Origin of the sequence: Rhizobium sp. Root708 (assembly GCF_001429725.1) — a bacterium.
GTDB lineage: Bacteria > Pseudomonadota > Alphaproteobacteria > Rhizobiales > Rhizobiaceae > Rhizobium.
On the sequence record NZ_LMHV01000043.1, the window covers coordinates 752,976 to 765,618 of the forward strand.

Here is a 12,643-nt window from a genome sequence, read left to right on the forward strand (position 1 = left end):
TGCGTCAGATTGCGGCGTAGACCGCCTTGCGCAGATCCACGGTGAACCGGCCCCACATGCCCTCCAGCGTCGTGTTCGTAAGGGCGACGACCGTCAGCCCCTTGGATGGGTCGACGAACCAGCTGTGGCCATAGACGCCGCCCCACTGCAGCGATCCCTTCGTAAGCGGCACCTGCGCAGCCTCCGGGTCGGTGACGACGGCCCAGCCGAACCCGAATCCTGAGCCGGGCTCCACGGCTTGCCGGCGCCCGCCGGTCTGGTCGACCATCATCGTCGCAACCGTTTCGCTTGAGAGCAGGGGAGCGCCGCCCCGTCGGATCGTCTCGAGGATCGTCAGGATATCGTCTGCCGTACCCGCCATCCCCGCGCCGCCGGAGTGATAGGAGGTTGGGTCGAAGATGCGATCCGGCGCGAAGCGGACGGAACCGGTCAAGGCTGGCACCAACGCTTCCTTGCCCATCAGCTTCGGCTCGGGTGAGGCGTCCGTGTAGGCTGCGGCAAGCCGCTGGCGATCGCGAACGGAAAACGCGGTGTCCCGAAGGCCGAGGGGACCGGTGACGAGCTCTGCCACGGCCTCGTCAAGCGAAACACCCATCTCCGCCTCGATGATGCCGCCGAGCACATCGATCGCAAGCGAGTAGCGCCAGCCTTCGCCCGGCGCAAACAACAACGGCACGCTCGCGATCCGGCGGAGGTTTTCCGCCAGCGACATGCCGGGCTCGCCGATGCCGTCAGAGACACCGGCGCGTTCATAGGAGCCATCCTCCTCGGCAAAGCAATAGCTGAGGCCTGACGTGTGGTTCAGCAGATGCCGAATCCGGATGGTTGCCTCACCGCCATCGGGAAGCGTCGGGCGGAAATCGGGAAGCCATTTGGTGATCGGATCGTCCAGTCCCAAGCGCCCCTGTTCGATTAGCCGCATCGCGGCGATCGTGACGATCGGCTTGGTGACAGAGGCCAGCCGGAAGATGGTGTCTTCCCGCATGCCGATACCGTTCTCCCTGTCGGCGAGCCCGGCGGCACGGCGATAAACGGTCTCGCCATTCGCGGCGATCAGGACAACGGCGCCGACCAGCCGCTTGTCGTTCAATGCAGCGTCGATTGCCGCATCCACCCCGTCAGCGTGGAAAAGGGGCGTGGTCGCTCTCTGCAAATCAAGGGGAAGACTCATCGGACCAGATCTCCTATAATCACAATGATCGTTCCTGAATAACTCAGGTCGCCAAATAATTCTAGAGTGATCATTGTGAGAAATGACGATAGCGCGAAAAAAATGACCTCAGGCAGGCGAGGGCGGCCACCCGCCTTCGACCGCGAGACGGTCCTTGCCGCCGCGCGCGACACATTCTGGGAGCACGGCTACGATGGCTCGTCCATCGCGGACCTCACCGCATCGATGGGGATCACGCCGCAGAGCCTCTATGCCGCCTTCCGCTCCAAGGCCGAGCTTTACCGCGAAGCCCTGAACCAGTATCGCCGCATGCCCCGGCCCGATCCGGGCAATCCATTCAGCGAGGCGATCGATACTGTCACCACGTTCGCCCGATTTCTCAAGAACTCGGCCATCATCTTCACGGCGCCCGAACACCCCAAGGGCTGCATGATCTCGACAGCGGTGCTGAACTGCGCATCCGAGAACGAAGACATCGCCCACTATGTCTCCTCGCTCCGGCTCGACACGCTGCGGCTGTTCACGTCACGCATCGAGCGCGGCATGAAGGAAGGGGACATCAGAGCGGAAACCAACGCAGCATCACTCGCCCGTTTTCTCGGCGCCATCGTCCAGGGCATGTCCGTCCAGGCGCGCGACGGTGCCACCACGGCAGAGCTCATGGAAGTGGTCGACCACGCCCTGACCGAGCTGCGCCGCTATACCGTCTAGCCCCAAGAAAAGAAAACCCGGCGGACCGTAAGGCACGCCGGGTTCCAGGCACTTGCTAAGCGTAACGATCAATCGTTGGCCGAAACCTTCACGCCGAGAACCTGCGGCAGGGTGTTTGGCGCACCCATGGCCGCGCCCATGATCATCGGGAACGGAACCGGCTTTGCCGGAGCGGCGGCGAGCGTCAGGCTCTTCGGATTGTCGAGGAAGGTGTTGACAGCGGCCGATACAGCGTTCTGCAGCTCGGGAATGTTGAGCTGAGCGAGCATGATCGGGGTCATCGCCTTCAGCGAGTCTGCCATCTGCTGGCCGGACATGTTCTGCTGGCTGCCGGCGTAGTCGAGCGCGCGCTTGGTGATCGAGGCGTCGTCGAAGCGGATCTGGGCGCTCTCGAACGACAGCTGCTGCAGCAGTCCGAGCATCGAAAGGCCGAGCGCCTGCTGCGCCTCTTCCTTGTTCGCATTGGCTTCAGCCTGCTTGGCGGCTTCCTGCAGCGACTTCACGAACGGCATGGTGTAGCCGGAGATCTTGAAGGCGAGGTTGAGCTTGCCGATGTTGTTGAAGTCGAACGCGAACTCCGAAACGTCGATCGTGCCGGGCGTCAGCTCCCAGGCGCCCTTCATGGTGATGTCGCCGCTGACATGCTGCAGGGCGAGCTTGTCGATCGCTTCCTTGCTCTGCGGGTCGCTTGCCTTGGTGAGGTCGGCCTTGAGGCTCTTGAACGCGCCGTCGAAATCGAAGCCGGACTCGTCTTCGCGCAGCGTCAGGTTGACGTCGCTCTCCGCGATCGAGAACAGTTCGGCGCCGTCCTGGACGACCTTGACCGGACCGCTATGGGCGGTTTCGTAAAGCAGCATGGAGTCGAGACCGTCACCCTTCGGGTTGGCGGGGATCGAAATGCCGCCGAGCTTCAGGTCGGATGCCGTGAAGGTGGCGCCGTCGTTGGTGGCGCTGACGTTCGGAAAGGACGCTTCCTCGACATAGTAGCCGCCGTCTTCGTCTTCCTCGACGCCGGTCATCGTGATGTCGCCGATCGAGACCGGCTGGCCGCTGTTCGGCTTGAAGCTTGCCTTCTTCAACGTGACAGTCGTTCCGTCGACATCGACGCCGTCGGAGACCAGCGTGCCGCCCTGGAGGCTGTAGGCTGCGTTGATCTTGGTCAGCAGGTCCTGGCCGTCGAGCGCGAACGCCGAGCCGGCGAGAGAAAGAAAAGCAGCGCCCGAAAGCATCAGCCGTGTCGTCCGGTAAAACGTCATCTGGTGTCCCCTTGGTGGCAGCCTGAGCGGCGAGCGAGAATTCGTCGCCGGTCTACTGTGGTTCGATCGCGGTTTATATTTGCGGATTTCTAAATTTGTGTTGAAAGGAAAACGAAAGAACGACCAAATTCAGGCAAAGCGCCCACACTCATTCTTTTCACGCCGTTCCAAGACTTCATCCACAGCCGGAATGCCCGGATTCCTTGCCCGCAAGGGCTATCTCGGCTAGTCAAGGCATATGGGACAAGAGATTTTGCCGCCCTCTGGCGGAGACGACGATAGTATCCTTCCGGTCGATCTGAAGGCGGCGCTCGAAGAGCGCTACCTTGCCTATGCGTTGTCGACGATCATGCACCGCGCGCTCCCCGATGTGCGCGACGGCCTGAAGCCGGTGCATCGCCGTATCATTCACGCCATGAGCGAGATGGGCATCCGGCCGAATTCGGCCTTCAAGAAATGCGCCCGTATCGTCGGCGACGTCATCGGTAAATTCCATCCGCATGGCGACCAGTCGGTCTACGACGCGCTGGTACGCCTGGCGCAGGATTTCTCGCAGCGTTATCCCGTCGTCGACGGGCAGGGCAACTTCGGCAATATCGACGGCGACAGCGCCGCCGCCTACCGATACACCGAAGCCCGCATGACCGAGGTCGCGGGTCTCCTGCTCGATGGCATCGAGCAGGACGCGGTGGATTTCCGTCCGACCTACAACGAGGAAGACGAAGAGCCGGTCGTGCTGCCGGGCGCCTTCCCGAACCTGCTCGCGAACGGTTCTTCCGGTATCGCCGTCGGCATGGCAACATCCATCCCGTCGCACAACGTCCACGAACTCTGCGATGCAGCGCTCCATCTCATCAAGCACCCGGATGCATCAGTCGAGAAGCTGGTAGAGTTCATTCCCGGCCCGGACTTCCCCACCGGCGGCATCATCATCGATGGTCGCGAAAGCATCATTGAGGCCTACAAGACCGGTCGTGGCGGCTTCCGCACACGCGCCAAGTGGGAGACGGAGGATCTCGGCCGCGGCGGCTATCAGATCATCGTTACCGAGATCCCGTTCCAGGTGCAGAAGTCGCGCCTGATCGAAAAGATCGCCGAGCTCCTGCTGGCGCGCAAGCTGCCGCTGCTGGAGGATATTCGCGACGAGTCTGCCGAGGACGTCCGCGTCGTCCTGGTGCCGAAGAACCGCACCGTCGATCCGACCATCCTGATGGAATCGATGTTCAAGCTGACCGAGCTTGAAAGCCGCTTCCCTCTGAACATGAACGTTCTCTCCATGGGCCGCATTCCGCGCGTCATGGCGTTGAACGAGGTGCTGAAGGAGTGGCTCGACCACCGTCGGGACGTGCTGCAGCGTCGCTCGCGCTTCCGTCTCGCCGCTATCGATCGCCGCCTGGAAATCCTCGGCGGCTTGCTGATCGCCTACCTCAACATCGATGAGGTCATTCGCATCATCCGTGAAGAGGACGATCCGAAGGCGGCCATGATCGCGCGCTGGTCGCTCACCGACAATCAGGTCGAGGCGATCCTCAACATGCGCCTGCGGTCGTTGCGCAAGCTCGAGGAATTCGAGATCCGCACCGAGTTCGACGCGCTCACCAAGGAAAAGGGCGAGATCGAGGCCCTGCTGGCATCCGAAGACAAGCAATGGCAGACCGTCGCCTGGGAAATCGGCGAGGTGAAGAAGAAGTTCGCGAAGGCGACCGAGCTTGGACGCCGCCGCACACAGTTTGCCGATGCTCCCGAAGCCGACGAGCAGGCAATCCAGCAGGCGATGATCGAGAAGGAACCGATCACAGTCGTCGTCTCCGAAAAGGGCTGGATCCGCGCGCTGAAGGGGCATATCTCCGACACCGCGACCCTGACCTTCAAGGAAGGCGACGCGTTGAAGGTTGCCTTCCCGGCGCAGACGACCGACAAAATCCTGATCATCACCACGGGCGGCAAGGCCTACACGCTTGGCGGCGACAAGCTGCCCGGCGGTCGAGGCCATGGCGAACCGCTGCGCATCATGATCGATATGGACAACGACCAGGACGTCCTGACCGCGTTCGTGCACGATCCTGCTCGCAAGCAGATGATTATCTCGACTGCGGGCAACGGCTTCGTCGTCGCCGAGACCGACATGGTCGCCAATACCCGCAAGGGCAAGCAGATCATGAACGTCTCCATGCCCGACGAGACGAAGCTGATCGTTCCCGTCAGCGGCGACCACGTCGCGGTTGTCGGCGAGAATCGCAAGTTGGTCGTCTTCCCGCTGGCGCAGGTGCCTGAAATGGGCCGCGGCAAGGGTGTCCGTCTGCAGCGCTACAAGGACGGCGGCATTTCCGACGTTCGCTGCTTTGCGATATCTGACGGGCTCGTCTGGGAAGACAGCGCCGGTCGTACCTTCACCAAGAACAAGGACGAACTCGCCGAATGGCTTGCCGACCGTGCGACGGCCGGCCGAACCGTTCCGAAGGGCTTCCCGCGCAGCGGCAAGTTTGCCGGCTGACGGGAAAATAAATCCGCGCCTCGCTCTTGGCGAGCGAGGCAACTCCTCTAGCTTTGTCCTGTAATCACAACATGGACAGACATCATTCCGATGGCGGACGGAATGATCGCGTATGGCGCCAAGGTGGCGCCGTGTCCGATCACGGAGGAATGTTGATGAGTGCTTGCAATACCATCACGTTGAACGTCGCGCATACCTATGCCGCGTCGCCCTGCGCCGTCTATGATGCCTGGCTCAACCCGGAACGGGCCAAGCGCTTCCTGTTCGCGACTGATAGCGGTCGGGTGATCCGCGCCGACATCGATGCGCGCGTCGGCGGGCATTTTCTTGTCATCGACAGGCGTCCGACGGGAGATGCGGTGCATTACGGCGTATTTCTTGAATTGCGTCGGCCGCGGCGGATGACGTTCTGCTTCTCGGTCGCCGAGCATGACCACAATGCCGATCGTATCCAGATCGACATCGAGCCGTTGGGCGAGGGCACGAGGCTCACCCTATCGCATGAAATGTGCGCTGAATGGGGGAATTTCGAGGAAGAGACCCGCCAGGGGTGGGCTCATGTCCTCGAGGGGCTTGAGCGCGAGCTCGACGGCATGATCGCAGTTATGCCAGCGCTTGCTGCACAGGCTGCCTCCGAGCCATCCAAAGCGAGTGCCCCATAATGGCGCAAACGAGGATGGCACCGCCGACCAATGTCATGGTCGGCGGGGTTTCCGAAAAGATCAGCCAGATCCAGATCGGCGCGAGGATTGTCTCCAGCAGATAGAACATGCCGACCTCGGGTGCAGAAAGATATTTCGGCCCGGTCGCGAGACACCAGAAGGCAATCGGCATCAGCACAGCGCCGTTGAAGACGATCCATGCGGGATGTTCGATGCCGAGTCCCGCAGGTAGCGCGTTGGCGAGCCCGAGCGCGGCCGGAAACGCGGCCGCCAGCAGAGGCACGAACCCCATATCCCGGCCTGAGGCGCGACCAACGGTGATTGCGGACGCCAGGATGAAGGCCGACAGCAATGCCATCGCATCGCCGAAGAAATGACCTCCGGACATTCCCTGATAGACGATCAGGGATACGCCGAACAGCATGACAACCATGGTCAAAAGCGTCGAGCGGGTAGGGCGCTCCTTCAGGAACACCCATGACAGCAGGGCGCCGAACATCGGGTTGAAAGCGACGATGAAAACCACGTTCGCCGTTGCCGTATGGAATACCGCCAGCAGGAATGTCAGGGTCGAGCAGCCGTAGAGAATGCCGCAGGCAATCCCGTGACGACCGGGTACCAGCACAGGCCAGCCGCCTTTGATGCACCGAATCGCCAAGACGACAAGCAGCGTCACGGCGACTGTGGTGATGTTGCGGATTCCGAGGATCGACCACATGTCTCCATGCGCGAGCCGGACCAGCGGAATGTCCATGGAGAGTGCCAAGCCGCCGATCGCCGTCAGCAGAAGGCCCTTGCGATGAGCGGAAATGCCGGAATGCATTTAGGGGTGTGAACTTTCAGGAACTGCGGATGGATCGAAACGCTCCCAACCGCGCGGTGTCAGATGTTCCTGCGGCTGGAAGCGTGTCTTGTAATCCATTTTCCGGGAGCCTTGAACCCAGTAACCCAGATAGACATGCGGCAGGCCAAGCGCCTTCGCGCGTCTGACATGATCCAGGATCATGAAGGTACCGAGGGAACGCTGATCGAGATCGGGATTGAAGTAGGAATAGACCATCGAAAGCCCGTCGCTCATCGTGTCGGTGAGGGCTGCAGCGACCAGTTCGCCGGTCGGACGTGCTTCCAGTCCGGCTCCTTCTTCGCGAAGGCGGTATTCGATGATCTTCGTGTTCACATGCGTGTCCTCGACCATGATCGCATAGTCGAGCACGGTCATGTCGGACATGCCGCCCTGCTGGTGACGGAAATCCAGGTAGCGGCGAAACAGCGAATATTGCTCGCTCGACGGCTGTGCCGGGAATTCGGACGAGATGATGTCGGCATTCGTCGCAAGGACGCGCTTCATGGAACGCGTCGGCTCGAATTCCTGCGCCAGGATTCGCACGGACACGCAGGCGCGACACGCTTCACATGCCGGCCGGTAGGCGATGTTCTGCGATCGGCGGAAGCCGCCCTGTGTCAGGATGTCGTTCATCTCAGCCGCACGAGGCCCGACGAGATGAGTGAACACCTTGCGTTCCATCTCGTGCGCCAGATAGGGGCAGGCAGCCGGAGCCGTCAGATAAAACTGCGGAGATGGCGTTGTCTGCGTATTCATCTGCTGCGGAGATTTCCTTCGGTTTATGCTGATATGACAGCATGACTTAAGAATGAAAAACGTCAACAGCGGGGCCATTTCCCGGCCCGCCGTTACACGTCATACTTTGGGATATGGTGCCGTAAAACTCCCGGCAAAGACCGGAAGCGCGGTTTAATTCTCGGTTCCGGACGTTAAGCGGTGCGTACCGTGACTGTACCGACCAGGAAGTCGTGGATCAGTCTGCTGCGCTCGGTAAAGAGCCCCACGAGGAGAATCAGCGGCGTCAGTATGGAGTTGAGGATCCAGAACAGCGCGAGGTGAACGATCGCTGTCAGGAAGTCCATATGCCGCCCATCGACGCGCATGATTGCGACGCCCATCGCCCGCATTCCGAGCGACGCCTGGGAAGGACCGCCGACCGTGAACCCGAAATACAGTCCTGCGACGATCACGAATAGGGCCGGGTAGAGAAAGAAGCCGAGCCCCAGCGTGACGATCGACAGGAAGAACAGGATTACCGCTGCCGGAATGCACAAAAGCAGGATGATCACGTAGTCGATAATGAAAGCGAAGACGCGGCGGCTCAGTGTCCCGCTATAGGCGCGCCAGTCGTCCGGTGCGGCATAGAGCGGGTTGGGATTGAGCGTCATCGCATTGGTCTCCTGTGGTGAATGGTCACCTGCTGATATGGTATCGCCAACCCCGAATGCAATATTTCCATCCGCTCAGCGCTTCGACAGTATCTTCGCAACCTCGACGGCGAAATAGGTGAGAATCCCGTCGCAGCCTGCGCGCTTGAACGCAAGCAATGTCTCGAGCATGGCGCGTTCGCCGTCGATCCAGCCGTTCATCGCCGCCGCCTTGATCTGGCTGTACTCCCCGGAAACCTGGTAGGCGAAGGTCGGCAGGCCGAAAGCCTCCTTCATCCGCCAGCAGATGTCGAGATAGGGCAGGCCGGGCTTGACCATCAGCATGTCCGCACCCTCTTCGACATCGAGTGCGGCATCGCGGATCGCTTCGGTGCCGTTGGCGGGATCGATATAATAGGTCTTCTTGTCGCCCTTCAGCAGGCCGCCGGTGGAGATTGCTTCGCGGTAAGGGCCATAGAAGGCGGACGCGAACTTCGTCGCGTAGCTCATGATGCCGACATTCTGGTGTCCCGCGGCATCGAGCGCCCGCCGGATCGCCCCGATCCGCCCATCCATCATTTCCGAGGGGGATATGATGTCGGAGCCGGCGTCGGCCTGCATGACGGCGGCGCGGGCGACTTGCTCGACGGTCTCGTCGTTGACGATCTCGCCGTTCCTCAAAATCCCGTCGTGTCCATGGCTGGTGAAGGGATCAAGCGCGACATCCGTAATGATGCCGATGTTCGGCACCGCCTTCTTGATCGCAATCGTCGCCTGATTGATCAGATTGTTGGCTTCGAGACTGTTGGAGCCGGTCTCGTCGCGCAGCTCCATCTCGATGTTCGGAAAGGTGGCGATCGCCGGGATGCCGAGATCCGCAGCTTCCCTGGTCGCCTCGACAAGCTTGTCCACGCTCATGCGATTGACGCCGGGCATGGCCGGGATAGGTTCGATGATCCCCGAACCCGGAACGACGAAGACCGGCCAGATCAGGTCATCGACCGTCACGCGGTTTTCCTGCACGAGCCGCCGTGTCCAGTCCGCCTTACGGTTGCGGCGCATACGCCGGTGTCCGGTGATTTCGTCGACGAGATGGGTTCTGTCCATGGCTTCCAACTTTCAGCAGTTCCATTTGATGTCGCGCTGATTATCATGCACGTGCGCAAATCCAAACCGGACGATTGGCCGCAATCGAATGCATTGCTGGCGGAGCCGTCCTCGCGAACCTATTGTTGGACCCATGGATGCTGATTCTACCACGATACCGAAGCGAACGCTGACGAGCGTGCTCTTCATGCTGTTCCTCCGGCTGATCGCGATTTCGTGCTTCTGGTTCGGCTTGCAATATTGGGCGATGCTGGTCGGCTACTCGCTGGTCGGCGCCGGTCGTTTCGATCTTTTGAGCCTGCAGTGGAAAGTGGCGAGCACCTGCCTTGCCGTGCTTTTCCCGGTCGCGTCGCTGGGGCTCTGGCTGGCGGTGTCATGGGGGCCCGTCATCTGGGTGCTGGCCGCGGGCTGTCAGGTCCTCATGTACGGCTTTCTGCCGGAGACGTTCGGGGCCAATCGCCTCATCGTGCTGCTGCACATTCTGGTGGCCGTCATCTACTGCGTCTTCCGCTTCCTGCTCTGGCAGGAGAAACGCCGGCGCCGGCAGCAGGTAAGCGTTGATTTACCCTGATACAACGAGGGGTTTTCGGTAAGGCGCTGTTAAGCCTGCGGTTTAAGTAGAATTTTATTTGTATTCGATAGGGTCTGTCTCAAGGCGGGAAGAAAACCAACACCGCCAAACAAAACAGTGAGGCAGTCATCATGAACACGAAAATCAAGCCGCAGGCGGTATCGAACTTCCGTGAACAGCAGGACCTGGGTATCCGTGATCTTTACATGGAATCCCTTCATCTTGTTGAACGTCTTCACCGCCGTCTCCTCGACGTCATCAAGGACGAGTTCGACCGTCAGGGTCGCAGCGACGTCAACGCCGTCCAGGCTCTTCTTCTCTTCAACATCGGGAACTCCGAGCTGACCGCCGGCGAACTTCGCTCCCGCGGTTACTACCTGGGCTCCAACGTTTCCTACAACGTCAAGAAGCTCGTCGACCTCGGCTTCATCAACCATCAGCGCTCGCGCATCGACCGTCGCTCGGTCCGCATCAGCCTGACGGAAACCGGCCAGGACATCGCGGAAACCGTTGCAAAGCTCTACGAGCGCCACATTGCCTCGATCGACAAGGTCGGCGGCATCGGCACCGACGAGTTCACGCAGATGAACAAGCTGCTGACCCGTCTCGATCGCTTCTGGAACGACCAGATCCTGTATCGCCTCTGACACTAGCGACCTCCTCCAAGGTCAACGAAAACCGGATGCGTTCCCTGCGCGTCCGGTTTTGTCGTTTGCGCTGTCGTGGCATCTTTGCAACGCCTGCCAGACAAGCGCCATCGCCTGTATTCAAGCCGCTTTTTAGCCGCTATTAACCGCCACGTTTTATACAAGGAAATGGTTTCTCGCGTCGCCGCGATCTACTGATGGTTGAGTATTGTTTGGCGCGACACGAATTGGCCATATTAGCATGTCAGCGGAAACATACGGAAATGGCCCTTCTCGATCAGAGGTCCGAAAACCTCGCGCTACTTGCTCGCGATCATGTGATGGCGGGGAGCGAAATCGTGCAGTGCGCCGTGGAAACCGATTGATAGGAATCTGCGTTCTCGCAGGGATAGCGCAAAGGCCGCCGGTCTCTCAAGCAGCGGCAATTTAGTGGTTGGGATGAATGTCGAAGAAAATCGGAACTGAAGCTTTCTCTCGGCGGGCGTTTTTGACGTCCGCGGCAATGATTGGTGCGGGTGCGCTCGCGGCGCCTGCTTTGGCGCAATCGGCCGTAGATTCGCTGATCAATGCTCCGCAGCGCGGCGATTGGGATGACCAGTTCGATGCGAAGGCAGCATCGCGCACGGCTACCGCGGTCGTGTCGAACACGCCGATCCTCGGCCCCCAGTCGGTGCCTAGCATCCAGCAGGCGATCGCCCAGTATCAGCAGATTGCCTCGGCCGGTGGCTGGCCTGAGGTCACTCCGAGCCAGCAGCGTCTCCAGATTGGCGTGAGCGATCCGTCTGTTCAGAGCTTGCGTCAGCGCCTGATCGTAACGGGTGATCTTCCACGCGAAGCGGGCCTTTCCAGCGCGTTCGATTCCTATGTCGACGGCGCGGTGAAGCGCTTCCAGGCGCGTCACGGTCTTCCGGCTGATGGCGTTATCGGCGAGTTCACCCTGAAGGCGATGAACATTCCGGCCGACGTCCGTCTGCAGCAGCTGAACACCAACCTGATCCGCATCCAGACCTTCCCCGAGGACATGGGCCGTCGTCACGTGATGGTCAACATCCCGGCAGCCTATGTCGAGGCAATCGAGGATGGCAGCGTCGCGACCCGCCACAATGCGATCGTCGGTCGCCTCAGCCGCCCGACCCACCTCGTCAACTCGAAGATCTACGAGGTCATCCTCAATCCTTACTGGACCGCGCCGCGCTCGATCGTCGAAAAGGACATCGTGCCGCTGATGCGCAAGGACCCGACCTATCTCGAGAAGAACTCCATTCGCCTGATCGACGGCAAGGGCAGCGAAGTTGCGCCCGAGACGATCGACTGGAACGCCGAGAAGGCGCCGAACCTGATGTTCCGTCAGGATCCCGGCAAGATCAACGCAATGGCGTCGACCAAGATCAACTTCTACAACAAGAACGGCGAGTACATGCACGACACGCCGCAGCAGGGCCTGTTCAACAAGCTCATGCGCTTCGAGTCGTCGGGCTGCGTCCGCGTTCAGAACGTTCGCGATCTGACCAACTGGCTGCTTCGCGACACCCCGCCGTGGTCGCGCCAGCAGATGGAGCAGGTCATCGCCAGCCGCGTGAACACGCCGATCAAGCTCTCGGAAGAAGTGCCGGTCTACTTCGTCTACATTTCTGCCTGGGGCATGCCTGACGGCGTCGTGCAGTTCCGCGACGATATCTACCAGATGGACGGCAACGCCGAACTGGCGCTCGATACGACCGCTGGCACTGAACAGCCGGTTCAGTAAGGCGGCTCACCAATATATTTGCTCTCGAAACCGCGTCTTTTCAGGCGCGGTTTTTTGTTGCGCGTA

Annotated in this window: 12 protein-coding genes; 6 read left to right on the forward strand and 6 right to left on the reverse strand. The window is 60.6% G+C overall.

The genetic code is table 11. The annotated features are described in order from the left end of the window. Positions 1-4 precede the first annotated feature (4 nt). Positions 5-1,171 carry a serine hydrolase domain-containing protein gene (locus ASE04_RS27995; RefSeq protein WP_056825610.1) on the reverse strand — a complete coding sequence of 389 codons (1,167 nt, stop codon included), beginning with the start codon at positions 1,169-1,171 and terminating at the stop codon, positions 5-7. A 66-nt stretch (positions 1,172-1,237) separates the two neighbouring features. On the opposite strand from ASE04_RS27995, the gene ASE04_RS28000 reads away from it, so the two are divergent. Continuing rightward, entirely contained in the window at positions 1,238-1,882 is a 645-nt protein-coding gene (locus ASE04_RS28000; protein ID WP_443216930.1) for a TetR/AcrR family transcriptional regulator, read from the forward strand. Between the two features lie 68 nt (positions 1,883-1,950). Here ASE04_RS28000 and ASE04_RS28005 read toward each other — a convergent pair whose 3' ends face one another. Beyond that, positions 1,951-3,138: a hypothetical protein gene (locus tag ASE04_RS28005; RefSeq protein WP_056825615.1), complete on the reverse strand. Its 1,188-nt coding sequence runs from the start codon at positions 3,136-3,138 to the stop codon at positions 1,951-1,953. Positions 3,139-3,376: 238 nt separating this feature from the next. On the opposite strand from ASE04_RS28005, the gene parC reads away from it, so the two are divergent. Together parC and ASE04_RS28015 are read left to right on the forward strand one after the other, a co-directional pair. Next, entirely contained in the window at positions 3,377-5,632 is a 2,256-nt protein-coding gene (parC, locus tag ASE04_RS28010; RefSeq protein ID WP_056825616.1) for a DNA topoisomerase IV subunit A, read from the forward strand. 155 nt (positions 5,633-5,787) lie between these two features. Further along, on the forward strand, positions 5,788-6,294 hold the full coding sequence (locus ASE04_RS28015) for an SRPBCC family protein (protein WP_056825619.1): 507 nt from the start codon (positions 5,788-5,790) through the stop codon (positions 6,292-6,294). On the opposite strand, the gene ASE04_RS28020 is transcribed toward ASE04_RS28015, so the two are convergent. The 4 genes from ASE04_RS28020 to hemB form a co-directional block, all read right to left on the reverse strand. Next, on the reverse strand, positions 6,236-7,117 hold the full coding sequence (locus ASE04_RS28020; protein ID WP_056825621.1) for a DMT family transporter: 882 nt from the start codon (positions 7,115-7,117) through the stop codon (positions 6,236-6,238). The two genes, ASE04_RS28015 and ASE04_RS28020, sit on opposite strands and share 59 nt — an antisense overlap. After that, positions 7,118-7,894, reverse strand: a complete 777-nt coding sequence (locus ASE04_RS28025; RefSeq protein WP_056825623.1) for an arginyltransferase — start codon at positions 7,892-7,894, stop codon at positions 7,118-7,120. Between the two features lie 173 nt (positions 7,895-8,067). Beyond that, positions 8,068-8,526, reverse strand: coding sequence for an RDD family protein (locus ASE04_RS28030; RefSeq protein WP_056825625.1), 459 nt, complete (start codon positions 8,524-8,526; stop codon positions 8,068-8,070). Between the two features lie 75 nt (positions 8,527-8,601). Continuing rightward, on the reverse strand, positions 8,602-9,612 hold the full coding sequence (gene hemB, locus ASE04_RS28035; RefSeq protein WP_056825626.1) for a porphobilinogen synthase: 1,011 nt from the start codon (positions 9,610-9,612) through the stop codon (positions 8,602-8,604). A 133-nt stretch (positions 9,613-9,745) separates the two neighbouring features. Between hemB and ASE04_RS28040 the strand changes: the two genes are divergently transcribed. The 3 genes from ASE04_RS28040 (at position 9,746) to ASE04_RS28050 (ending at position 12,577) form a co-directional block, all read left to right on the forward strand. Next, a complete protein-coding gene (locus tag ASE04_RS28040) occupies positions 9,746-10,183 on the forward strand; it encodes a DUF6163 family protein (protein WP_056825628.1) in 438 nt (145 codons plus the stop codon). A gap of 131 nt (positions 10,184-10,314) precedes the next feature. Next, positions 10,315-10,830 (forward strand): transcriptional regulator LdtR, encoded by a 516-nt coding sequence (ldtR, locus tag ASE04_RS28045; protein ID WP_056825631.1) that lies wholly within the window; start codon positions 10,315-10,317, stop codon positions 10,828-10,830. A gap of 442 nt (positions 10,831-11,272) precedes the next feature. Next, positions 11,273-12,577 carry a L,D-transpeptidase family protein gene (locus ASE04_RS28050; RefSeq protein ID WP_056825633.1) on the forward strand — a complete coding sequence of 435 codons (1,305 nt, stop codon included), beginning with the start codon at positions 11,273-11,275 and terminating at the stop codon, positions 12,575-12,577. Positions 12,578-12,643 lie beyond the last annotated feature (66 nt).

Bases quoted from the DNA above. Each gene is read 5' to 3' on its own strand.
- ASE04_RS28015 (WP_056825619.1), top strand. From the start codon at position 5,788: ATGAGTGCTTGCAATACCATCACGTTGAACGTCGCGCATACCTATGCC.
- ASE04_RS28030 (WP_056825625.1), bottom strand. From the start codon at position 8,526: ATGACGCTCAATCCCAACCCGCTCTATGCCGCACCGGACGACTGGCGC.
- ldtR (WP_056825631.1), top strand. From the start codon at position 10,315: ATGAACACGAAAATCAAGCCGCAGGCGGTATCGAACTTCCGTGAACAG.
- hemB (WP_056825626.1), bottom strand. From the start codon at position 9,612: ATGGACAGAACCCATCTCGTCGACGAAATCACCGGACACCGGCGTATG.
- ASE04_RS28025 (WP_056825623.1), bottom strand. From the start codon at position 7,894: ATGAATACGCAGACAACGCCATCTCCGCAGTTTTATCTGACGGCTCCG.
- parC (WP_056825616.1), top strand. From the start codon at position 3,377: ATGGGACAAGAGATTTTGCCGCCCTCTGGCGGAGACGACGATAGTATC.
- ASE04_RS28050 (WP_056825633.1), top strand. From the start codon at position 11,273: ATGTCGAAGAAAATCGGAACTGAAGCTTTCTCTCGGCGGGCGTTTTTG.
- ASE04_RS27995 (WP_056825610.1), bottom strand. From the start codon at position 1,171: ATGAGTCTTCCCCTTGATTTGCAGAGAGCGACCACGCCCCTTTTCCAC.
- ASE04_RS28005 (WP_056825615.1), bottom strand. From the start codon at position 3,138: ATGACGTTTTACCGGACGACACGGCTGATGCTTTCGGGCGCTGCTTTT.
- ASE04_RS28020 (WP_056825621.1), bottom strand. From the start codon at position 7,117: ATGCATTCCGGCATTTCCGCTCATCGCAAGGGCCTTCTGCTGACGGCG.
- ASE04_RS28040 (WP_056825628.1), top strand. From the start codon at position 9,746: ATGGATGCTGATTCTACCACGATACCGAAGCGAACGCTGACGAGCGTG.